General features: G+C 59.2%; 22 protein-coding genes and 1 tRNA gene. 13 read left to right on the plus strand and 10 right to left on the minus strand.

Features of this window, described 5'->3' with window-relative positions; genetic code table 11:
- Positions 1–29: 29 nt before the first annotated feature.
- The 6 genes from LW884_05410 to coaE are packed head-to-tail and all read left to right on the plus strand — an operon-like array spanning position 30 to position 3180.
- Positions 30–323, plus strand: coding sequence for a YtxH domain-containing protein (locus LW884_05410; GenBank protein ID MCE3007770.1), 294 nt, complete (start codon positions 30–32; stop codon positions 321–323).
- Positions 323–880 (plus strand): DUF1573 domain-containing protein, encoded by a 558-nt coding sequence (locus LW884_05415; GenBank protein MCE3007771.1) that lies wholly within the window; start codon positions 323–325, stop codon positions 878–880. Before LW884_05410 ends, LW884_05415 begins: the two co-directional genes overlap by 1 nt.
- Complete coding sequence (locus LW884_05420) at positions 877–1332, plus strand: DUF1573 domain-containing protein (GenBank protein MCE3007772.1); 456 nt, start codon at positions 877–879, stop codon at positions 1330–1332. The genes LW884_05415 and LW884_05420 overlap by 4 nt, the downstream gene beginning before the upstream one ends.
- Before the next feature lie 52 nt (positions 1333–1384).
- The gene (gene yajC / locus LW884_05425) at positions 1385–1651 is read left to right on the plus strand and encodes a preprotein translocase subunit YajC (GenBank protein ID MCE3007773.1); all 267 of its coding nucleotides are present in this window, start codon (positions 1385–1387) and stop codon (positions 1649–1651) included.
- 15 nt (positions 1652–1666) lie between these two features.
- A complete protein-coding gene (locus tag LW884_05430) occupies positions 1667–2581 on the plus strand; it encodes a hypothetical protein (GenBank protein ID MCE3007774.1) in 915 nt (304 codons plus the stop codon).
- Positions 2578–3180 carry a dephospho-CoA kinase gene (coaE, locus tag LW884_05435; GenBank protein ID MCE3007775.1) on the plus strand — a complete coding sequence of 201 codons (603 nt, stop codon included), beginning with the start codon at positions 2578–2580 and terminating at the stop codon, positions 3178–3180. Before LW884_05430 ends, coaE begins: the two co-directional genes overlap by 4 nt.
- Before the next feature lie 5 nt (positions 3181–3185).
- Here coaE and LW884_05440 read toward each other — a convergent pair whose 3' ends face one another.
- The 8 genes from LW884_05440 to LW884_05475 all read right to left on the minus strand — a co-directional run bounded on the left by LW884_05440 (position 3186) and on the right by LW884_05475 (position 13545).
- The gene (locus tag LW884_05440; GenBank protein MCE3007776.1) at positions 3186–4739 is read right to left on the minus strand and encodes a response regulator; all 1554 of its coding nucleotides are present in this window, start codon (positions 4737–4739) and stop codon (positions 3186–3188) included.
- Positions 4740–4870: 131 nt separating this feature from the next.
- Complete coding sequence (locus LW884_05445) at positions 4871–5488, minus strand: nitroreductase family protein (GenBank protein MCE3007777.1); 618 nt, start codon at positions 5486–5488, stop codon at positions 4871–4873.
- A gap of 83 nt (positions 5489–5571) precedes the next feature.
- Positions 5572–7026 (minus strand): hypothetical protein, encoded by a 1455-nt coding sequence (locus LW884_05450; GenBank protein MCE3007778.1) that lies wholly within the window; start codon positions 7024–7026, stop codon positions 5572–5574.
- Positions 7027–7148: 122 nt separating this feature from the next.
- On the minus strand, positions 7149–7994 hold the full coding sequence (locus tag LW884_05455; protein ID MCE3007779.1) for an SDR family oxidoreductase: 846 nt from the start codon (positions 7992–7994) through the stop codon (positions 7149–7151).
- 57 nt (positions 7995–8051) lie between these two features.
- The gene (locus tag LW884_05460) at positions 8052–8546 is read right to left on the minus strand and encodes a YkgJ family cysteine cluster protein (protein MCE3007780.1); all 495 of its coding nucleotides are present in this window, start codon (positions 8544–8546) and stop codon (positions 8052–8054) included.
- A gap of 17 nt (positions 8547–8563) precedes the next feature.
- Positions 8564–9451: a polysaccharide deacetylase family protein gene (locus LW884_05465; GenBank protein ID MCE3007781.1), complete on the minus strand. Its 888-nt coding sequence runs from the start codon at positions 9449–9451 to the stop codon at positions 8564–8566.
- 21 nt (positions 9452–9472) lie between these two features.
- The gene (locus LW884_05470) at positions 9473–10330 is read right to left on the minus strand and encodes a GNAT family N-acetyltransferase (GenBank protein MCE3007782.1); all 858 of its coding nucleotides are present in this window, start codon (positions 10328–10330) and stop codon (positions 9473–9475) included.
- Positions 10330–13545 (minus strand): SpoIIE family protein phosphatase, encoded by a 3216-nt coding sequence (locus tag LW884_05475; GenBank protein ID MCE3007783.1) that lies wholly within the window; start codon positions 13543–13545, stop codon positions 10330–10332. Before LW884_05475 ends, LW884_05470 begins: the two co-directional genes overlap by 1 nt.
- Positions 13546–13750: 205 nt before the next feature.
- Between LW884_05475 and LW884_05480 the strand changes: the two genes are divergently transcribed.
- A complete protein-coding gene (locus LW884_05480; protein MCE3007784.1) occupies positions 13751–14677 on the plus strand; it encodes a hypothetical protein in 927 nt (308 codons plus the stop codon).
- 67 nt (positions 14678–14744) lie between these two features.
- On the opposite strand, the gene LW884_05485 is transcribed toward LW884_05480, so the two are convergent.
- On the minus strand, positions 14745–15719 hold the full coding sequence (locus tag LW884_05485) for a MoxR family ATPase (GenBank protein MCE3007785.1): 975 nt from the start codon (positions 15717–15719) through the stop codon (positions 14745–14747).
- A gap of 78 nt (positions 15720–15797) precedes the next feature.
- On the opposite strand from LW884_05485, the gene LW884_05490 reads away from it, so the two are divergent.
- The 6 genes from LW884_05490 to LW884_05515 all read left to right on the plus strand — a co-directional run bounded on the left by LW884_05490 (position 15798) and on the right by LW884_05515 (position 21190).
- Positions 15798–15871: transfer RNA gene (locus LW884_05490), tRNA-Arg, on the plus strand.
- Between the two features lie 210 nt (positions 15872–16081).
- Positions 16082–16924, plus strand: coding sequence for an MBL fold metallo-hydrolase (locus tag LW884_05495; GenBank protein MCE3007786.1), 843 nt, complete (start codon positions 16082–16084; stop codon positions 16922–16924).
- Positions 16925–17043: 119 nt separating this feature from the next.
- Entirely contained in the window at positions 17044–17934 is an 891-nt protein-coding gene (locus LW884_05500) for a hypothetical protein (GenBank protein MCE3007787.1), read from the plus strand.
- Between the two features lie 56 nt (positions 17935–17990).
- Positions 17991–19544 carry a ComEC family competence protein gene (locus LW884_05505; GenBank protein MCE3007788.1) on the plus strand — a complete coding sequence of 518 codons (1554 nt, stop codon included), beginning with the start codon at positions 17991–17993 and terminating at the stop codon, positions 19542–19544.
- Complete coding sequence (locus LW884_05510) at positions 19522–20292, plus strand: enoyl-CoA hydratase/isomerase family protein (GenBank protein MCE3007789.1); 771 nt, start codon at positions 19522–19524, stop codon at positions 20290–20292. The genes LW884_05505 and LW884_05510 overlap by 23 nt, the downstream gene beginning before the upstream one ends.
- A 337-nt stretch (positions 20293–20629) precedes the next feature.
- Positions 20630–21190 (plus strand): hypothetical protein, encoded by a 561-nt coding sequence (locus LW884_05515; protein ID MCE3007790.1) that lies wholly within the window; start codon positions 20630–20632, stop codon positions 21188–21190.
- Positions 21191–21231: 41 nt separating this feature from the next.
- Here the strand turns inward: LW884_05515 and LW884_05520 are convergent, their stop codons facing one another.
- Positions 21232–22464: a 3-deoxy-D-manno-octulosonic acid transferase gene (locus LW884_05520; GenBank protein MCE3007791.1), complete on the minus strand. Its 1233-nt coding sequence runs from the start codon at positions 22462–22464 to the stop codon at positions 21232–21234.
- Positions 22465–22467 lie beyond the last annotated feature (3 nt).

Raw genomic sequence — 22467 nt, forward strand, 5'->3', positions numbered from 1 at the left:
GTCCATTCAACCCCTAACCCAAGACCGCCATGAATCGCACCAACGCCATCTTGACCGCCTTCCTGACCGGAGTAGCCACGGGTGCCGTACTCGGGGTGCTGTATGCGCCAGACAGCGGCAAAAATACCCGCGAAAAACTGCGCCTGCAGCTTAACAAATATGCAGGCCAGCTGCGCCTGCTGGTAAACCGGAAGAAAGAGGAAATACAAAGTGGTACCTACCCCACCAGCTACAAGGAGCAGGAGGACTACAAAAAGGCAGAGGAACTTTTGTTTGAAGTAGAGAGTATTCTGGATGAGTTGAAGCAAAAATCTCAATCCTGATGAAAGCATATACCCTTTGGCTAGGCCTGCTCCTGCTGGGCCTTGCAGGCTGTGGTGAGGACAAAACGCCGAATGTGGCAACTACACCCCAAGCTGAAAACCCGGAAGCCCAAGCTGCGGATGAACAGGCGGACACTGCGGCGGCGGATGAGCCGCAGACGGCCACAGCACCCACTGGAGAAGGCCCTGCGCAGCAAGCCGCCCAGGCCACGCCCCCCGCATCCAAACAGGTGGATGGCCCGGCGCAGCTGCAGTTCGCTACCCTGAAGCACGACTTCGGCCTGCGGCCCGTGGGCGACTCTGTGGTTACCTACTACCCCTACCAGAATGTGGGCACCAAGCCCATCTCCATCACCAAGGCTAAGCCTACCTGCAGCTGTACCGGTGTGCAGTACCCCACAGGTACCATAGCCCCGGGTGCCCGCGGAAAAATCAGGGTGTCTTATCCCACTGTGGGCAAAGAGGGGCAGTTTGCTAACAAGAGCGTCTTTATCTTTACCGATGCAGACAAGAAACCGATAGAACTGAAATTCTCACTCGAAGTAGAAGAAAAATGAAAACCCTGATCTTTATTCTGGCATTCGGCAGCCTGGTGGCAGGCTGCAAAGAGGCTGAACAGCCCGCCCACGATGCGGTAGCCGAATCGGCCCCTGATGGCGTGGAAGAAAATGAGACCGTAGATGCCAAACGCATGCCACGCACCAGCATCCGGTTCGAAGCCTATACCCACGACTTTGGCACCCTGCAGGAGGGCGCACCGGCCAAGCACCGCTTCACCTTTACCAACGAGGGGAAACACCCCCTGCACCTGGGGCACGTAGAGGCTAGCTGCGGCTGCACCACCCCCCAGTGGAGCAAGGATGCCATAGCACCGGGTGCGCAGGGTTTTATTGATGTAGAGTTCAACAGCCGTGGCAAGCGGGGGCAGACGTTCAACAAGACCATTACCGTGCATGCCAATACCCAACCCGAAGTAACCAAGTTATCCATTACCGGAGAAGTACAATAAAATGACATTGACTACGATCCTGCTACAAGATGCTGCCCAAGGTGGTGGCCCTATGCAAATCATTCTGCTCGTTGGCATCATGGTGGTTTTCTACTTTTTCATGATCCGCCCACAGATGCAGCGCCAGAAGAAGGAGAAAGAGTTTCGCAAAAACCTGCAAAAGGGCGACAAGATCGTTACCCTGGGTGGCATCCACGGCCGCATCCTCAGCATTGAGGACAATACCGTATTGGTAGAAGTGGACGACAGCGTAAAAATGCGCTTTGAGAAAGCCGCTATACGCGAGCGGCAAGATGCCGCTGGCAGCGCTCAGAAATAAGCACTATCTTGGTGCATGCTTCGCCGGTTACGCTTCTTGCTCTATCTGGGCGTTACCTTTCTGCTATGGCTTTCTATACAGCTAACGGCAGACTACACCGTGGTGCTGGAAGTGCCGGTAAAGTATGCCAATATCCCCGCCAAGCTGAAGCTTACCCGCTCCCTGCCCGATCATTTTCAGATTCAGGTAAAGGGACAGGGGCAAGACCTCATCCTGCCGTATCTCGGTATCTTTCAGGATACGGTAGAGGTGGACCTGCGGCAGGCTGTGCAGCAGGGCAGGCTACTAACAGGTACGCTGGGCGATCATTTTAAGGCCCAGTTTCCAGACTCTTACACCATACTGGGTATTGTGCCGGAGGCTGTGCCTATCTACTTTGTAGAGAAAGTGCAGAAGCGTGTGCCCGTAGTACCCCGTATCTCTATCAAGACGGATGCCGGCTACTATGTGTCTCGCACCGTACAGGTGGAACCAGATTCGGTGCTTATCTACGGGGCCGAGGACGACCTGGCCAGCCACTACAGCTGGCCTACCGAGGAGGTGGTGATAGACCAAATCCACGAGAGTGGGCAGCTAAGTCTATCCCTGGCCCGCGATCAGGACGTGCTGGTTAGCCAGAGCAAAGTAAAGGCCATATACCGGGTAGATAGGCTAACAGAGGTGAGCCGCGAGCTAAAAGTAACCGTGGATGACATGCCACCCAATGAGCAGGTGCGCATCCTGCCCAGCCGGGTAATGGTGCACTACCTGGTACCGCTCGACCGATACGATTCCTTCTCTCACATACCTATTAAGGTAGAGGTGTATGCAGACGAGATGCTGCCTGGGGCTAGCCATGTAGTGCCCCATGTAAAGGGCCTTCCTGCCTACCTCATTGGGGTGCGCACCGATCCGCCCGTCATTCGTTTCGTAAAGCAAGTGCGGCCATGAAAACCATTGGCATAACCGGTGGAATAGGCAGTGGCAAGTCTACCGTGTGCCGCCAGCTGGCGGGCATGGGCTACCCGGTTTTCCACTCCGATGCGGAGAGCAAGCGCCTGCTGAATGAGGACCCCCAGGCCCGTGCGGAGGTGCTGGAGGCTTTTGGCCAGCAGGCCTATTCCGATGGCCAGCTCAACCGTGCCTGGCTGGCCAGGCAGGTGTTTGCAGATCCGGCCGCCCTGCAGGTGCTCAACCGGATAGCCCATCCGGCTGTGGGCCGTGCCTTCCGTGCCTGGCAGGCTGCACACGCCGCCTCTCCGCTGGGGTTCAAGGAGGCGGCTATCCTATACGAGGCCGGCGTGGCTGCCGAACTGGATGCTGTTGTAGTAGTAAGCTGCCCCCTGGAGGAGCGCATCCGCCGCGTAATGGCCCGCGACCAGGTGGGCAGGGAGGAAGTGTTGGCACGCATGGAGCGGCAGTGGCCCGAGGAACGAAAACTGGCCCTGGCGGACTATGTGATTGTAAATGATGGTACCCAGCCCCTACAGCCCCAGTTGGACCAGCTTATTGCGGCACTGCACCAGCAGCCCCCGCTGATAGACGGGTAAGACCGCTAGGATTTTTTACCCAGAATGGCCAGGGGTACGATCATCTCCTCCAGGCTGATGCCCCCATGCTGAAACGTATCTGCATACAGGTTTACAAACTTGTTGTAGTTGTTTGGGTACACAAAATACCCGTCCTCCAGGCAGAAGGCATAGCTGCCCGACACCGTGCTGACCGGTAGCCGAATGTCTCCGGGCTTGCGCACGCCCATAATGCGGCGATCTTTCTCGTCATAGTTCAGGTTTCGCCCCTGTTTGTATCGCAGGTTGGTTGTCGTCTCCCGGTCTCCCACAATCTTGAGGGGGCGGCGTACCCGGGTTACACCATGGTCGGTAGTCAGTACGATGGTTACATCCTCTCGTGCCAGGCGCTCCAGGGCCGTCAGCAGGGCCGAGTGCTGCAGCCAGCTTTTGCTTATCGACCGCAGGGCTGCCTCGTCTGGTGCCAGCTCGCGGATGATGGTCATCTCGCTGCGTGCATGGGCCAGCATGTCGATAAAGTTGATCACTACGGCATTCAGCTCATTATTCAGCTGGTTGCCCACGTTCTGCGCCCAGTCCTTCATCTGGTCTGCATGCAGGATCTTGGTATAGCTCCAGCGCAGGTTTTTGCGCTCCCGCTTTAGCAGTTCGGCCAGCAGCTCCTCCTCGTACAGGTTTTTTCCCCCTTCTTCGCTGTCATGCACCCAGTACTGGGGATACTTCCGGGCTATCTCCTCGGGGAAAAGGCCGCTAAAGATGCTGTTTCGGGCATACTGGGTGGCTGTGGGCAGGATAGCCAGGTAGGTTTCCTCCTGCAGCAGGCGGAAGTATTGGCTGATGATGGGTAAAAAGGTTCGCCACTGGTCATAGCGCAGGCAGTCTATCAGCAGGAAGAAAACTGGCTTGTCGCCCAGCTGGGGCAGCACCCGCCTGGGGAATAGGTCGGGGCTCATCAGCACCCGCTCTCCGGCAGGCTGCTGCACCCAGCTTTGGTAGTTTTTGGCTACAAATTTTCCGAACTGTGTATTGGCTTCGGCAAACTGGCTATTCAGCACCTCGCGCATGCCTATATCCTGGCTATCCTGTAGCTCCAGGTCCCAGTGCACCAGCTTTCCATATACCTCCATCCACTCTGCCACGCTCAGGTTCTCCATAAAGCGCAGGGCTATCTGGGTGAAGTCCTTCCGGTAGTTGCGGCTCGACTTTTCGCTCACCAGCTGCTTGCCGTCCAGCAGCTTTTTCACGCTCAGCAGCACCTGGTTCGGGTTAACAGGTTTTATCAGGTAGTCGGCTATCTTACTGCCTATGGCTTCCTCCATCACCTGCTCCTCCTCGCTCTTGGTTATCATCACCACTGGCACATGGGGGCGCTTGGCCTTTATCTGCTCCAGGGTTTCCAGGCCGCTGAGGCCCGGCATATTTTCATCCAGGAAGATAACGTCATAGGCTTCGGTCTCCAGCTTCTCCACAGCCGTTTCACCATCGGTTACGGTGTCTACCCGAAATCCCTTTTGCTCCAGCAGCAGGATTTGCGGTTTGAGGAGGGCCACCTCATCATCTACCCATAGGATGCTAGGCATAGGTATCGTATATAAAATAGGGCCTCAAGTTAGGCATTACCCTATGAACGAAACCTGGCCAGGCGTGGTGTACGCAGGTTAAAATTTTTCGCTCCCAGGGGTAGCCTCGGCTGGCTTGGCTCTCCGGGGTGCTACAGCCAGCTGGCTTTTGTGCCAAAGTGGGTATCGAACACCAGGTCCTCCAGCGCATGCCGCTTGCGGGCGGCCTCTTCCGCCTCGCGCAGGCCGCCGGTGGGCAGTATGGCCGGTGTGCCCAGGTAGCCCAGGCAGAAGGCTGCGGCGGGCACATAGCCCTGGGGCAGCTCGAATGTTTCTATCGCTTTTTTGCGGTCGAATCCGCCCATCTGGTGCACATACAGGTCTTGCAGCGTGGCCTGCAGGCTCAGGCTGCTCATGGCCTGCCCACAGTCGTACAGGTGGTAGGGGTTGGGCTGGCCGGTTCGGTCCGAAGTTTCCTTGGCCACCACCAGGCCGAGCACCGGGGCTGGGCCCATGGCCACCCACTGCTGGTTGGCCTCTACCAGGCAGCTGGCAATGCGGCTATACACCTCGGGGCTTAGGTCCCGCAGGCCCAGGATGAACCGCCAGGGCTGATCGTTGTAGCTGCTGGGTGCCCAGCTGGCTGCCTCTAGCAGCAGGCGCAGCTGGTCTGTTGGCACGGGTTTATCCAGGAAGGCGCGGGGGCTCCAGCGGTGGCGGATTTCTTTCAGAATAGTAGTTGAGAGGGGGGCAACTTTGGGATCAGACATAAAGTATATGTTGGTACATCGTTTTAGGTAAAATTTCGAGTTCGGCAAAAAAGTTCGATAAAGGCAGGCCAGTAGGAAAAAAACTAGGGCCCCTCGATGGCTCCAATGTCGCGAATGCCCCGGGCTGCCTGGTCTAGCAGGTCGGTAGTGGTGGCGGTGAGCGGGCTGCCTGCATTGATGAGCGGGCTGCCTGCCAGGGGGGCAAAAAGGCGGTTGCGCGGAGCCTGAAACAATGGATCCTGGTTAAACTGGTTTGTGCCACTACCAGCTTCAAATACATCTGCCTTTAGCAGGCAGTATTCAAAGGAGAGGACCGGCAGGGGGCCCCCAAAGTTTCGGAAGTCCACGCCAAACTCATTTGTTTTGCTCCCCCAGATGACCGTGTTGCTGAATACAACCTCGGTGGGGAAGCTTGTATTTACCGCTTGGCCGCTGCCATCCTGGCCGCTGAGGAAGTTGCTGAGGGCTACGGCCGGCTGGTTGCCACTACTCACCTGGTCATAGTCGGCAAGGGTGCAGTTGTTGAACGCATACAGCCCGCCGAAGAAGAGGCCCACCACGCTCTGTCCGGCGTTGTAGGCCAGCACATTCTCGGCCAGGATGCTGGGCTGGCTGCTACTACTGCTGCTGGCTCCCAGGCCCAGGATGGCAAAGTTGCTGAAGTTGCGCAGCTCCACATTGCGCAGTCGTACCTTGGGCTCGCTGTTTGAGTTCGGGATCGAGTCTACACGTATCCCGATGCTTGCATTCTTGAGCAGCAGGTTCTGCACCACCGAGCCCTGGCTCAGGCGGGTGAAGTGGATGCCGCCCCACAGGCCGGCTGTTTCCTGCCAGTCTACGTCGAAGGTGCGGCCCAGGCGGAAGTTGCTCATCTGTACCCGGCTCTGCGGTGTGCCCTGTATGCTGAGCTTGCCCAGTACCTGGATCTGGCTTGTGAAGTTGAAGTTTTCATCCTGCCGGGCCGTGAAGAAGAGCCGCGCACCCGCGGGTATGGTCAGCTCGCACCCCTCGGCTACCCGCATATAGCCGTCTACTACAATGGGTTTATCTGTGGGTAGGGTGCTGTTGCAGGCCAGTACCGAGTCTGAGATCAGGTACGCATCCAGCACATGGGCGTAGAGCACCACTTCCTCCACGCGGCCGTCGGTCTCTATCCGCAGCACGTCGGTTACGTCCTCATCCTGCTCCCGGGTGGTGATGCGGGTGCGGAAAAAGCAGTACAGGCTGTCTCCCCGCCCCAGCTCTATCTGTTCGTGCCGCTGGGCTTCCACGCCATTCAGGATCAGGCGAAAGGGCGACTGCTGGCCGCCGCCCACGTAGATGGCCGAGATACGCAGGGCACCGCCCGAGCGGTTGTAGAGCAGCAGGCGCTGGGTGGGGCTCTGCTGGGTGGTGAAGAGGGTGTCGAAGCGGACACTGTCGCGCGAGGCATCCACCTCCCCGCTGGTAGAGAAATTTTCGGGTCGCTCGCAGGCTGCCAGCAGCCCCATCAGCAGCAGGATGGGGCCAAGCAGGGCCGGTGCATACAGCATGCGCATGCCCCCATAACGATGTGGACGGAGATGTGGTATGTGGCTAGACAGAGCCTGCATATAAGGGGCGATAGGGGCGGGCGATAAATGCAGCTGATGGACGGGGGGTGATGCCGTACTGGGCCGCCCTAGGCGGGTTTCATTTTGTTGAAAAAAGCCTTCAATTGCTCGCGCGGTGCCATTTGGGCAATGTAGTTGAACTCGGCACCCTGCAGGCGCTCTCCACCGTCTATCACCACACATTCTCCGGTTATGTAGGGTGCCAGGTCGCTCATCAGGAACACGGCCAGGTTGGCTATCTCCCATTTCTCGCCTACACGGCCGGTAGGCAGCTTGCCTACATAGGCCTGCTCAAACTGCTGGCTGGGCATCAGGCGGCTCCAGGCCCCCTCGGTGGGGAAGGGCCCCGGCGCAATGCTATTTACCCGAATGCCATAGGTGGCCCACTCGTAGGCCAGGCTGTTGGTAAGGGCGTATACGCCCGCCTTGGCACAGGCACTGGGTAGCACAAATGCCCCGCCAGTTTCGGTATAGGTGGTAACAATGCTGATAACGCTACCGGGCAGCTTTTGCTCGATCAGCCGCTTGCCAAAGTGCTGGGTACAGTTAAAGGTACCATGCAGCACAATGTCCACAATAGCCTTGAAGCCGTTGGGGCTCAGGTCTTCGCTGGCTGCCAGAAAGTTGGCACCGGCGTTGTTCATCAGGCCATTGATGGGGCCTAGCTGGGCGGTGGCGTGGTCAAACATGCGGCCCACCGCCTCGTAGTCTCGTATGTCGGTAGCATAGGTTAGCACCTGGGTGCCATGGCTACGGATGCGTTCTGCGGCGGCATCCAGGGTGGCCTGTGTTCGGCCACATAGTACCAGGTTTGCCCCCAGTTCGGCATATCGTTCCGCAAAGGCCGCCCCCAGGCCGCCACCGCCGCCGGTTATCAGGATGTTTTTGCCTTTCAGGGTGTCTTGGGTAAACATAGGCGTGTTATTGAGCCGAAAGATAGGCATTCTGTGGGCATGGGCCAGCGGTGTGGCCTAGGCCGATGCCTCGGCTACCAGTTGCTCCAGGATGCGGAATACGGCAGGACAGATTTCCGCATTCTTTAGCGTGAGGGTTAGGATGCCCTGCATCTGTTTCCGGTCGGTATGCGGATACGCGCGGCAGGCCAGTGGGCGCTCTGCGTATACGCTGCAGTGGTTGTCTGTGCCCAGAAAGGGGCAGGGGGCCTGCCGCAGCACCCAGTCTCCGTCCTCATCCCGGTGCAGGTATTGGGCTACCAGTTCGGCTTCCTTTATCCGCAGGTGGCGTGCTAGGCGGCGTATGTCGGCCTCGCGAAACAGCGGGCTGGTGGTGCGGCAGCAGTTGGCACAGCTCAGGCAGTCTATCTCGGCAAAGGCTTCTTCGTGCGCGCTATGAAAGCGCTCGTCTACCTTCCTGGCCGGCAGCGTGGCCAGCTGGCGCATCAGTTTTTGGTGCGATTTCTTTCGGGCCAGGGCCAGGCTACGCTGCTGCTGGGGGTCCGGGTTCATGGGGGGAGGTATGTGGGCTAAGAGAATGAGCGGTAGTAGCGCAGCTGGGTTTCCAGGCTGCGCAGCCCGGTAGGCATCACCCGCCTCAGGCGGTAGCGCTGTGCGTCTATCCGGTTCAGCCGATTAATGCCTGCCCGGGTGGTAAAGGCAAACTGAACCATATTGCCCTGGGTAGCGGGCTGGCTGTAGTCGCCATTCGGGTAGGCCAGTATGGGTAGGGGCTGGGTGCCCAGGCCGGTCAGGGTCTGCCAGTTTTCATGCAGCTCTGCCTGGCAGGCAATGGCATCCAGATGGTGCAGGTGCTGGTGGCTGTGCCCGTGCAGGCCTAGCCAGGCCAGGGGGTGGGCATCCAGCTGCTGCAGCTCGGTGGCAGTCAGGGGGCGGTCTAGCTCCCCCACGGGCTGTAGGGCTTCGGGGCCATACTGCTCCAGCAGGGCCTCCTCCACCTCTTGCGGGGGCAGCTGTTTCAGCCGTTCTATGTGCCGATAGATGGCCTTTATGGGCCAGCCCATGTCTCGGGTGGCACGCCATACTACATCCCACCACCAGGCCTTTTGCTGTAGGCAGTGTGCAGTGTTTACACAGTATAGGGCGCTCAGCCCATGCCGCTCCAGGACGGGTAGGGCAAGGTGGGTATTGGCATAGCCGTCGTCGAAGGTGATCAGCAGGTGGCTGTGCCGGGCATCCAGCTGCGCCAGCCTGTCGGGGTCTGCAGGCCGGTATCCATTGGCCAGCAGGGCAGCCAGGAGTTTGTCCAGCTGGGCTACGGTAAGGGGCTGAAAAGGCAGGAAGGGTAGCTCCTCCGGGTTCTGCCATTCGGGCAGCAGCTGGTGTAGGGCCAGCACCAGCAGGTGGGGGCGCTGGGGGCGGATTCGCAGGTGGGCAAGCCGGGCGCGGAGGTGCATGGGGGGCGGGGCTAACGGTAACTAGAAAGTGTCTTGCTGGCCCTGAATTAGGCCAAAGTCCCGTGCCGCAAAGATAGCCCCGTTCAGGCTACGCCAAACGAAGGGCGTGGGGATTCTTTTTTTTCGGTGGAGCAGGCTAGCCAGGGGATGCCCCGGCAGGTATTCCAGGCGAAGCAGGGGCACCCCCAGCCGTGCGCGAAAGTGCTGGAGTGCCGAGCGGGATGCCGTGGCAGCCATGCCCCCCACCGCCCCATAGCAGATGCGCAGGGGCCCCCGCCGCCACTGCCTCCGCAGGCCCCAAACCCCATCCTGCTCTACCAGGGCGGTGCCATGCTTGTGCTGCTGATAGGCCAGCAGGTCTTCCTGATCGGCCGTTACCAGGGCCGCAACCGGCGGGACCAGTGGGCGCGCAGTAGGGTGCCGCCTCCACAGCCAGCTGCAATAATGAAAGGGCTGCTGGCCGAAGCCCAGCCGCTGGGTGAAGATGGGCAGGCTCTGCACATTGGGGTAGCCAATGATAAGCTGGGCCTGTGTACGCAGCCGGGCTGCAGCCTCCTCCTGTATGGCCGAGAAGTGGCCCTGGCCGCTGTGGCTGGGTAGGGTACTGCTGAAACTACTCTGGTAAGCCGGAAGGGGCCCCCCCGCAGTATGTAGCTGCTGAGGCAAGAAAGCATTAAAGGCCACGAGCTGAGCACCGATGTAGCTGCCCAGATACAGGGCACGGCTGCCGAAGAGGTCGGGGGCCAGTGTGCGCAGGCAGTGGTCCCAGTTGGGCAGGGTGGCACCATAGCTGGCTGCCAGCAGCTCCTGCAGCGCTAGCAGCTCCGTGGTGGTGTGCAGAGAGAGCGCGCGCAGCGTGATGGGAGCTTTGCCTGCCACTACACTTCTACCCCGATGAACACGATGTCGTCCGTCTGTTCCTGTTCACCTTTCCATTGCGCCAGGGCCGCCTCCAGCTGCTGCTGCTGCTGCTGCAGGGGTAGGTTGGCACTTTGGGTAATGATTTCGCGGATGCGCTGTAGCGAAAACTTCCGCGACTTTTCTCCGCCAAACTGATCGGGCATGCCATCGGAGAAGATGTAGAGCCGGTCGCCTGGCTGCAGGGCTATTTCATGGCCCTCTATGGTATTGTTTCCGTAGTTTTTGCTGCCCAGAAAGACCTTGCTGCCTGCATATTCGCTCAGCTCGCCCTGGCGGTAGAGGAAGAGGGGCCGCTGGGCGGCGGCAAACTGTACCCGTGTGCGTGCGTGGTCGAACACCAGGATGGCCAAGTCCATGCCATCGGCGGTTTTACTATCGGGTTTATCCTGGCCCAGTGCTACACGGATGCGCTGGTCCAGCTTGTTCAGTATGTCCGCTGGGTTTAGTGTGTGTTCGCCTTCCACGATTTGGCTGAGGAAGGTAGAGCCAATGATGCTCATGAAGGCTCCGGGCACGCCATGGCCCGTACAGTCTACCGCAGCCAGCACAAACTTGTCTTGGTACTCCACCCACCAGTAGAAGTCGCCCGAAACAATGTCTCGGGGCATAAAGACCAGCATGTTGTCTTTGAAGTGTCGGGCCAGTGTGTCGGGCTCGGGCATAAAAGCATGCTGGATGCGCTGGGCATACACAAAGGAGGCCAGTATATCCTCGTTCTTCTTTTCGATGATGTTGTGCTGCTGCTCCACCAGTTCTTTTTCCTTGCGCAGTTCCTCGGTGCGCCGGTTCACCAGGGCTTCCAGTTTTCTGTTTCGGCGTTGCAGGCGTGCAGCATTCAGGCGCAAGAGGCCAAATATCAGCGCCGCGGCCAGCAGCACATAGGCAATGTAGGCGTAGATGCTGCGATACCAAGGGGGCCGGATGGTAAAGGAATAGCGTTCTACCTCGCTGATTTCGCCAAAGGCATTCCGCGCTCGCACCAGGAAGGTGTAGCTGCCCTCGGATAGATTGGGGTAGCGGATGGCACTACCACCACTTACCCAGGCACTCCACTCCTTGTCTAGCCCCTCCAGCCGATATTGATAGCGGTTGGCCTGCGGGTTGATGTACGAGGTGGCTCCGATAAAAAACACCATACTGTTCAGGCCATAGTCCAGGCGCTGCATGAACCGATCGGTCTGGCTCAGGCTAATCTCTCCCTGGTCATTCCAGTAATACCCCTGGTACAAAACCGAGTCTCGTCCTGCGGTTACCAGGCGGATTAGTGGGCTGAAACGCTCCTTTTTGGTAGAAACAGTCCGCTTGTTGTTTATGCGGATCAGCTTGTCCTGAAAGGCAAGCCAGGTATTGCCTGCGCTCGAGTATATGCTACTGGCTTTTTCGTCGAACATGTAGGCTACAGACACGCTGTCTACGGCAAAGCGGCCGTCTCGTACCCGAATCTTGTAGATGCCGAGGGCACTGTATAGCCATAGTGCATCCGGGCCGGCGGGGTCCAGGTTGGCCAGGCCCCCGCTGCTGAGCTGGTTTAGCAGGGCATCTTTTTCAAAGCCCTTTTCTGTTTTGGTAAAGATGCCTTCATCGGTGGCGAGTACCAGCCGGTTCTGAATACTGCTTACGCGTACAAAACCGTCTGGCAGCCCATACTTGCCTGCCAGGCGGGTTAGGGTGGGTTGGGCTTTTTGATACCCCTCCAGCTTGATAAGGCCGCGAAACGTGGAACCCAGCCACAGGCTGCCATCCTTTAGTTCCACCACCGAGTTCAGCTCCTCCTGGCTACCGGGTACAGCGCGTGCGGTGCCGTACACCCCTCCACCCTGGTGGCGTAGGGTATACAGGCCATTTTTGGTAGCGGCAAAGAGTAGCCCCCGGGTATTTTCGCTCGCAAAAAGCCCGGTCGTATACTCCTCCAGCAGCAGGGTGGCCCGGCCGTCTGTAATGTCATACACCCCGGCACTGGTGGCAGCCAGCATCCGGCCATCCGTCTGCAGCAGGTCCCAGCACTCGGTCTCATCCTGCCCTATGGCCTGGTAGCTGCTTGGCTGTTCAATATCAGCGTAATAGAGCGCATTGTTGGTGGCAACGTATACGGTGCCACGCATCTCTTCTATGGCGTGAATCTTGCCGGATAGCCCAGGCACAGCGGCATAGCTGCTCACGGGCAGCTCGGGCAGGGTATACACTACGCCTACGCTGGTGCTGATCCACAGGCCACGCTCGCGGTCGCTGAATACGAAGTAGGTTTCGTCGTTGGGGAAGCCACTGCTTTGGCTCAGGGTATTGCGGAGGGTGCCGTCCGGGTTCAGGATGAGCACGCCGTCGCTTTGAAAGGCCAGGGCAATCATTCCATCTGCACTAACGGTGCCGTGGTACAGGATGCGGTCGGTGAGCAGGCCATCTGCCTGGGTGGTAAACTTGCGAATGCTGCCGTCGGGCCACAGTTTGTACAGGCCATAGAAGGCTGTGCCGATCAGGTAGCTTTTGCCATCGGGTAGGGGGGCAAACATGCGGATGTAGCAGTCATCCAGGGCAAAGTCTGCCGGGGCCGCCACCCTGCCTTGCTGGCCCGTGTTTGTCATCTTCACCAGGCCTTTGCCCGCCACGTTTATGTACAGGTTGGCACCTACCAGCCCACTGCCTATTATCTCGCCATCGGTGGCTATGTATTTCAGTTTCATGTCCGTTCCACCGGCCCAGGTGCCTATGGCTACGGCATGGGTGCTTACGTAGTACACGGTCTGGCCAGTGGTATAGATGTGTTCCACCTCCAGGTGCACGCGTTCTTTTTCGGGTAGCAGGGCCTTGGCGCTGCGGTAGTTCAGGCTATAGCCTGCTGCGCTGGGCACCAGGTAGCCAAAGTCGCCCTTGCCCCCTACGTAGATGCGGTTCTTTTCATCCACCGCCACGGCCCGCACCAGCTTGGCCGTAGGCAGGGTGGTCCAGCTGGCACCATCAAAGAGCATCAGCCCATCGTTGTGGGCAAAAAACAGCAGGCCCCGGCTGTCTTGCGCTATGCCCCACTGATACTCATCGGTGGCGTTGAAGTCCTTATAGTTGTACAGCCGGTAAATGGGGTGATTGCCCTGTGCATAGGCCGATCCACAGGCCCAATAGAAGATGAGCAGAAAGAGATACAGGACGTTTTTGAACACAGAAAGCCGGATTGAATTCATAAGTATGCCGTGTAGAATAGGGCCAGCCAAAATTAACGGAATATTCCGAAAAGTGGGGCTGTGTGCCCCCGCGGCCCAGGCATTCGATGCGATTATCCACAGGGGTTGGCAGGGGCTGTGGGTGTGCATGTAGGCGAAAGTACAGGCAAGCATACGCACGCTTTCTGCTTATTTGGGCAACCACTACCCCTAACCCCCCCCAGCTATGCTAAACATAGAAGACGTAAAGAAGACGCTGCAACGGATCGGACTCCGGCAGATAGAGGTAAAGGGGGATGCACTGAAGGCCCAAACAAACCTGCTAAGCATAGAGGCCCACACCTCGGCCAGGGGGCTACGCTTTGAGTGCCAGCTACTACAGCAGGTAGCGCGAAACAAGATCTTTTTGTGGAACATTATTCACCACAACAATAGCTTTTTTCCGTTTGGCAGTTTTTACATATCGCCCGGGCAGCAGGTGTGCTTTGGCTGGTTCCTGCCACAAGGCTGCTACTTTGAGGCATGGCTAGACCGCGTACTCTTTGAGACGGTGAGCACCGCCGAGGGCTACTACAAGGTGATCCAGAGCGAGTTTAACGAGCTACCGTTTGATGAAGCAGAGCTGACTCAAAACCTGCTGGAGCTGATTCGCACCGAGCTGAAGGCACCCAAGTTCAATGTAGAAACCACCCGCCAGGAGGCCTCGGTTATGCTGGAGCGCATTCTGGAAGAAGCCGTGGGCTTTGACAACATGGTACGTATAGGCGAGTTTGAATTTGGTACCACCAAAGACCACATCATTAACCTGACGATTGAAAACGCCCCATTCTTTCGTCGTACGGTCAGCGGCCCGGCCTGGTACATCTCGGTACACACAGAGGTAGGGCTCCTGCACAACACGGACAACAAGCTTTTTATCCAGTTTAACCGGCAGAACTACGATAGCTTTCTGCTGGCCCGGGGGATGAAGTACCGAGACCGAAAGCCGATGGTGGTGCTGAATAGCCAGCTACTGCCAGACTATATACAGCATCCGGGCGTGCTACGCAGGGTGATAGACCAGCATAATGAGGTGGCCAATGAGCTGCTGCACAGCCTGCAGAAGCCCTACCACATACAGAGTCTGATTGACTATAAGCTGAAAATAGGGTAGGGTATAGCAGCGTTGGGCAGTGTGCTACGCGGTATCGTGCTTCTGCCCTATGCCCCTGGGCATGTGCCTAGATGGGCACTTTGTCCAGGATGGTGCGGACAAGGTCTTTGCCCGTCAGGCGTTCTGCATCGGCCTCGTAGGTGGTAATGATGCGGTGATTTAGCACATCGGCGGCTTGCGCCTTCACATCCTCGGGTGTGGCATAGTCTCTCCCCTCCAGCAGGGCACGGCCCCTGGCAGCCAGGGCCAGGGCAATAGAGCCACGGGGAGAGGCTCCGTACTCAATGTATGGCTGCAGCTGGGGCAGCCCTAGCCGGGCCGGGTAGCGGGTAGCCTCTACAAGGTTCAGGATATAGTGTTCCAGGCGCTCCTCTATGCGCACACCGGGTATTAGGGTGCGCAGGGCCATAATGTCTGTGCCGTGCAGCACAGCGGCCAGCCGGGCCGGCGGCCCAGGCACGGCCATGCGGCGCAGTATCTGCCGCTCTTCCTCGCGGCTGGGGTAGTCCAGGTGCACCCGGAAGAGGAATCGGTCCATCTGTGCCTCGGGCAGGGCATAGGTCCCCTCCTGGTCTATGGGGTTCTGCGTAGCCATTACCACAAAAGGCATGTTCAGTGGGTAGGTTTCGTCGCCTATGGTTACCTGCCGCTCCTGCATGGCTTCCAGCAGGGCACTCTGCACCTTGGCTGGCGCCCGGTTTATCTCGTCTGCCAGGATCAGGTTGGCAAAAACCGGCCCCTTGCGCACACGAAAGTCGCCTTCGCGCTGGTTGTATATCAGGGTGCCCACCAGGTCTGCCGGCAGTAGATCCGGCGTGAACTGGATGCGGCTGAAGTCCAGATCCAGGCACTGGGCCAGGCTGCTTACCGTAAGGCTCTTGGCCAGGCCCGGAACGCCCTCTAGCAGCACATGGCCACCCGTTAGCAGGGCCACCATGAGCCGGTCTACCAGCTCTGCCTGTCCCACCAGCACCTTGGCAAGCTCGCCGCGCACGGCATCCATCCTGTGCTTTACCTGGCTTGTGTCCACTGCTATTTTCATGGCCCAAAAATAGTATAATCGTCCGACGCTTTTTGCTTGCTACATAAAAATACGAGTTCTATATTTGCCCCCCTATTCGCACTTGTAGCTCAACTGGATAGAGCATCTGACTACGGATCAGAAGGTTTGGGGTTCGAATCCCTACAAGTGCACACAGCTCGGTGCCGCTTTATACAAGGCGGCACTTTTTTTTGCCCATTGGTTTTTGCCCATAGGCCTGTGCGTATCCTACCGTGTACTCCATGAATGGATAGCTGCCGATTTGCCCGTGCCAGGGGCCTTGCCCCACCGTGCGGCAGGGCTTCGGCGGCAAACTTCCTGCCACTGGGCGATAAATGTGGCGCGGCCCGCTATCTTTGGGCATGAAGCTTTATTCCATCCATGCGGGCAAGTTTAAGCTGGACGGCGGCGCCATGTTCGGCGTGGTGCCCAAAACACTCTGGAACCGCACCAACCCCGCAGATGCAGACAACCGCATAGAGATGGCCATGCGCTGCCTGCTGGTAGAGGCAGGCGACCGGCTGGTGCTGATAGACAATGGCATAGGCGAGCAGCACGATGCCCGTTTTCGGCAGATCTATGTACTGGAGAACGAGGGCTGGCTGGACCGCGGCCTGGCGGAGCATGGCTTTGGCCGCGCCGATGTTACAGACCTGGTGCTCACGCACCTGCACTTTGACCACTGTGGGGGCACCCATGTGTGGGATGCCGCAGCAGGCCGGTATACACCCGCTTTTCCCCATGCACAGGTGTGGGTACAGCGCAGCCACCTGCACTGGGCCACCCGGCCCAATGAGCGAGAGAAGGCCAGTTTCCTCAAGCTGAACGTGGAGCCCCTGGCTGCCAGTGGCCAGCTACGGCTGCTGGATGGGGCGCAGGAGCTGTTTCCCGGCTTTGCCCTGCGGGTGGTGAATGGCCACACCGAGGCGCAGCAGCTACCGGTTATCCACTACCGGGGCCACACCGTGCTTTTTGCCGCCGACCTTTTCCCCACCTATGGCCACCTGCCCCTGCCCTACGTAATGGGCTACGACACCCGCCCCCTGCTTACCCTGGAAGAACGCATGCAGTATCTGCCCTGGCTGGTAGAGGATCAGGTGGTGATTTTCTATGAGCACGACCCCTACCACGAGTGTGGGCACGTGGTACGGAATGAGAAGGGAGCCTTTGTGAGTGGCGACACCTTTCCACTCAGTGCCCTGTAGGCTAGTCGGAGCGGCACTACTGGCCCTGTGGTATTCAGTTCTGCTTCAGCTTACTTGTTTTATTGCTTGTGCGTAGTTCAGGAAACTGTATATTTGCCTAGCCTAAACGTAACGCTGGAATGAAAAAAGTTCTGTTCCTCCTTCTGCTCTTTTCCGGTACTGCCCTTGCGCAGCAAGATAACCAGGACACCACCGAATCTGAAACCAAACAGGAGAACACGCTGCAGCTCGGCACCGATGGCGTGCCCACTACCTACACAAAGGATGTAGTGTCCGTGCCCGTTAAGCTTAAGTGGGGCATACTGGGCCAGCTCAATCCCGGCTTTACCTACGGTGTGCAGTCCGACCTGGAGAAGGACTTGGACAGCACTTTTTCCGCCTCGTCCGATTACTCAAACAACCCACTGGGCATGCTGCTGGGTGGCAGTATAGATGTGATCATTGGCTCGAAGATTATGGTTGGTGTGGGTGGCATGCGCCTCAACTACAACCGGAGAACCGCCCTGGGTTCTGCAACTGAGGTAGATGCCGACCCCGAGATTGGCAGTGCCCACTCATATTGGTCTTTTGTAGGCGCACGCGTAGGCTACCTGCTGATGCACAAGGCTCGCTACCGCTGGGACCCCTCCATTGCCCGCTACGAGTATACGAACAGCTTCCTGCTTTACCCCTACGCCGGCTACCACTTCATCGGGCAGGGCACCCTGGAGGTGGAAAACTACAGCTCCGAGGACATTTATTTTGGTGGACGTACCAGGGGCGAACTGATCCAGCCCGTAGAGAAGAAGGAATTTACCGCCACCCAAGGCCTGGTCGAGCTGGGCTTGGGGGCAAAATGGGCCCGAAACAAGCAGGGTGGTCTTACGTTTGGGCTAGAACTGGGCGGCTACTTTGGCGTAGGCGGCAGCAGCTGGGAGGGAGACCGAAGCCTGGATGACACCAAGGCTGCCAGCCTGACCGGTGCCTACCTCCGCGTAAGCGTAGGTGGCGGCTATTTCTCCTTGCGCTAGGGGCCCTACGCCCGGCCAGTACAGCAAAGAACTAAGGCCCAAACGGGCCTTTTTTTATGTCAATTGCACACTACTGCCGCCGCTATCTGCCTGCTGTATTGTGGCACAAAATGCCCCTGCTGTGGGCTGCCCTGGCCCTGGCCGCAGGTATAGGGGCGGCAGGCTATGTTTCGCTCGCCTGGGGCTGGGCTGCCCTGGCACTGGCTGCACTGGCTGCACGCTACCTTAGCCGCCGCCTGGGCATGGCCGTGTGGTGGTGGTGTCTGTGGGCAGTCTGGTTCATGCTAGGTGCTAGCCTGATGCAGCAGGGTGCAGAGGAACCCGCCGGCCACCTGGCCCACCTGACCCCGGGCCCGCAGCACCTGCGGGGCGAGCTGCTAAGCCCGCCCGTGCCCAGCCGCACCGGCCCACGCGCCTGGCTAGCCGTGCACCACGTGCGCCGGGCGGGCCACTGGCAGCCCGCCACGGGCCAGCTGCTGCTACAGCTGCCACAGGGCTGCACACAGCAGGCCCTGGCAGGCCAGTGGGTAGAGGTGCAGGGCAGCCTGGCACCCCTGGCCCACACCGGCTACTGGGGCTACCTGCGCCGCCAGGGCCTTAGCCACCGGCTGCGCAGCTACTGCCCGCGCGTGCTAGCCCGGGCTGGCTGGCGGATATACCCCAGCCAGCTGCAGCACCACCTCAGCCAGCAGCTGGGCCGCTACCTTCCGCCCGGGCCAGAGCTGGCTGTGGCGCGTGCCATCCTGCTGGGAGAGATGACTGAGCTGGGCGGAGACCTGCGCCAGGCCTACAACAGCGGCGGGGTAACCCATGTGCTCTCCCTATCGGGCCTGCACATGAGCCTGCTGTCTCTGCTGCTCTACTTCTTTATGGACCGGCTGCTGCCGCCCGACCGATGGCGCTACCTGCGCCTGGGTGGGGTGTGCCTGCTGCTGGCGCTGTATGCCTGCATGACCGGCCTAAGCCCCCCGGTGGTTCGGGCCGTGCTGCTTAGCCTGGCTGTGGTGGGGGCCCGGCTGCTGCTACGCCGCCCCCACATACTGAACCTGCTGGGTGCCTGCTGCCTGCTACAGCTGCTGGCCAGCCCCCGGCTGTTCTACAACTACAGCTTCCAGCTTAGCTACGCCGCCGTGGCAGGCATCGTGCTACTCACCCCCCTGCTGTACCAGGCCTGGCGGCCCCGCGCCACCGCCTGGCAGTGGGTGTATGGCTGCCTGGTGGTCAGTTTGGCGGCCCAGCTTTTCACGCTGCCCCTCAGCCTGCACCATTTTGGCACCACCTCGCTCTACTTTCTGCCGGTCAATCTGCTTTTTACGCCCATAGTCTTTATCGCCATGCTGGTGGGGCTGCTGTTTTTGTTTTTCCACCCTTTTTATTCCCTGGCCGCTTTGCTGGCCTGGGTGGTGTATGGCAGCCTATGGGCCATGAACCATACGGTATACTGGGTGCAGGCGCTGCCGTGGGCCCTGGTGCACATCCGCCTATCGGCCTGGCAGGCGGGGCTGCTGGCTGCGGCCATTGTGCTGCCGGTTTTGGGGGCCTGGCTATACCGCGCACGGTTCCGCCGAAACCCCGTACCTTTGGCCCATGAGCCTGGAAGTAGAGATTAAGGACCGGGTATGCACCCTGCGCCTGAACCGCCCCGAGCAGCGCAATAGCCTGGATAGGGCGCTGATACGTGCCCTGAAAGAGGCCCTGGCCTCCGCCGAGCGCGATCCACGTGTGCGGGCCGTTGTGCTGTGCGGGCAGGGCCCGTCCTTTTGCGAGGGGCTGGATGTGCAGGAGCTGGCCGAAACCCAACCGGAAGAGCTGGATCACCAGCTGCTTACCATTGGCCACGTGGTAGAGCTGTACCTGATGATCCGGCGGCACAAAAAGGTGGTAGTGGCCCAGGTGGCCGGCCGCGCCCTATCCAGCGGCTGCACCCTGGCTCTTTGTGCCGACTTCGTATTTGCCGCAGAAGGGGCCGAAATGGGCTATCCGGATGTGCAATGGGGCTTTGTACCCGCAGTCAGCATTCCGGTTTTGCGGCAGCGTCTGGCACCGGCAGTTATCCGCAGGCTCCTGCTGGGGGCACAGCTGTATACGGGAGCAGACCTGCTGCAGATGGGCCTGGCCGATGCCTGTGTGCCACCAGCCGAGCTGACTGACCACGTGCAGCACTATGTGCAGCGCCTGATGATGGGCAGCAGCCCCGGCTCGGTAGAGCTAACCAAGCGCCTGCTGGCAGATCTGGCCGACATGCCCGAAAAGGAGGCGATTAATTTTGCGGCCCGTATTGCTAGCCATAGCCGAAAGACCGTGGAGTACGAAATTGGGCTAAAGGCCTTTTTGGCAAAAAAGCAGCCAGACTGGTAGCCAAACGGGCGCCAAGTCAAACACGCCGAATCGGTTTTGCGTATACGATCCATACGTTACGCTCTATACTTTGTTACTCATCTCATGGGGTTACTCATCTCATGGGGGGCTGCCCTTATTTTGCCAGTAGCCATGGGGCCATGGGTATGGCGTGGCGCTTACCAGGGCCTCCGGCGGGCTGCGTGCAGGCGCGTATTAGTACGAATTTGTTTATCGAGATAAATAGTATGGGGGGAAAGAGATAGGGGTATCTAGCCTAAACGGATAGGCCTAAGATCGCTAAATAACGGGGGTTTTAGATAGTTTTGCACCCCGCTGAACCACAAGCAGTACGTATATGGAAATGGCCACCGAGTTTTCTCAGCTCTACGAGCGCTACCGCCACCAGCGGCAGAACTACACCATTACGGTAGAGGCATTTCAGGTATTGCTTATGGTATATCCGTCCATCCTTGTAGCCCAGGCAGACGGGCATGTGGATACCAGTGAGATGATCCAGCTGAACAAGCTGGTGAAGCACCTGAGCAGCAAGCTGGCGCTAGAGGAGCAGCCAGACTTGAACTCCGAGATTCGGTACCTTAGCTGGAACAGCCGTATCTGGCGGGGCTACTTCCTCACAGCCCTGCGGATCTTCATGGCCCAGAACAAGCTGGAGCATGAGCTGATAGACCTGATGCTGACAGCCGCCAGCAGCAGCACAGGGAGCGTGATTAACAACATTCTGATGCGGAACATCAGCCCAGCTGCAAATGGCCGCACAGGCCGCCTTGTACCCAATGGCGAGGTGGAGTTCATCTCGCTGAAGGAGAAGGAGGAGATTATGGCTATCCTGGACTATATGAACCTGCTGGAGGATGAAGCCATAGCCTGGAAGGTGCGCCACATCCTGCGGCAGTAGTGCGCCAGGCCTGGCAGGCACCGGCTGTGGGGGATACGGAGCTACTGTGCCTGTGCCAGCAGGGCTTGCATTACCCGGCCAGTGGCGCCCGCATGTTGCTCGATAAAGTGCCGGGCCTGGGCCTGCCTGTGTGCTAGCCCCTCGGGCTGTGTGGCGGCCCACACCAGCTGTTGGCACAGGCTGTGTGCATCCTGCACCTCGCAGCCCCCGCCTGCCGCCTGTAGGGCCCTCCCCTCGGGAAACTTGTGGTGCCGGGGGCCATACAGGGTGTAGCAGCCATATACGGCGGGCTCCAGTATGTTGTGAATACCGGCCTGAAAGCCACCCCCCACATAGGCTACCTGGGCCAGGCGGTACAGCCGTGCCAGCAGGCCTATACGGTCTACCACCAGTACACGGCTGTGCTGCCCTGGCTGCAGCGCACTCAGGCGCACGGCTGCTGCCCCATAGCGCCGCAGGATCTGCTGAATGTGCCCCTCGTCTACCGTATGGGGGGCAAGTATCCAGGCGGCATCTTGCAGCTCGGGCTGCTGCATGGCTTCGGCCAGCAGCTGCTCGCTGTACGGGTAGGTACTGCCACCCAGTATACAGAAGCGTCCTGCCAGCCAGCGCTCAATCAGCCCGAAATCTGCCTCGGTGGCACGTACCTGTATCGCCCGGTCAAAGCGGGTATCACCGCTTACGCTAACCGCGCTGAGGCCAAAGTGCTGCCCTAGTAGTTTCCGGGTCTCTTCGTTCTGCGTAAAAATGTGCGTGTAGCAGGCCAGCATCTGCCCATACAGGGGTTTCTGTGGCCATCGGAAGATGCTGCTGCCGGGCACCACGCTGGCCGATAGCAGGTAGGTAGGCACCTGCCGCTGCCGCAGCCCCCGCAGGTAGTAGTACCAAAAGTCGTATTTAACAAAAATAGCCAGCCGTATGGGTATTGCCTCTAGCCAGGTGCGGGCCGTGGCGGGCCCGTCCAGGGGCAGGTAGCGCACCTGTGCATCATAGTGCTGGCGGGCCTCGTAGCCCGATGGGGAGAAGAATGTAACCAGTACGGGCACATCCGGCCAGGCAGCACGCAGGGCCTCCAGTACCGGCCTGCCCTGCTCAAACTCGCCCAGCGAGGCGGCATGTAGCCAGATGCAGGGCTTATCGAACTGCGGCAGCTGCCGCCGCCAGCCCCTGCGGCCCTGTACCCACTTGCGTGCCTTGGCATGCCCCAGCAGGGCCGCCAGGCCCACCACCAGCCGGTAGCCCCACAGTCCCAGTCTATACAGCAGCAGGCGCATGGG

The sequence above is a fragment of the Bacteroidota bacterium genome (genome assembly GCA_021300195.1).
In the GTDB taxonomy this organism is placed as follows: Bacteria; Bacteroidota; Bacteroidia; order J057; family JAJTIE01; genus JAJTIE01.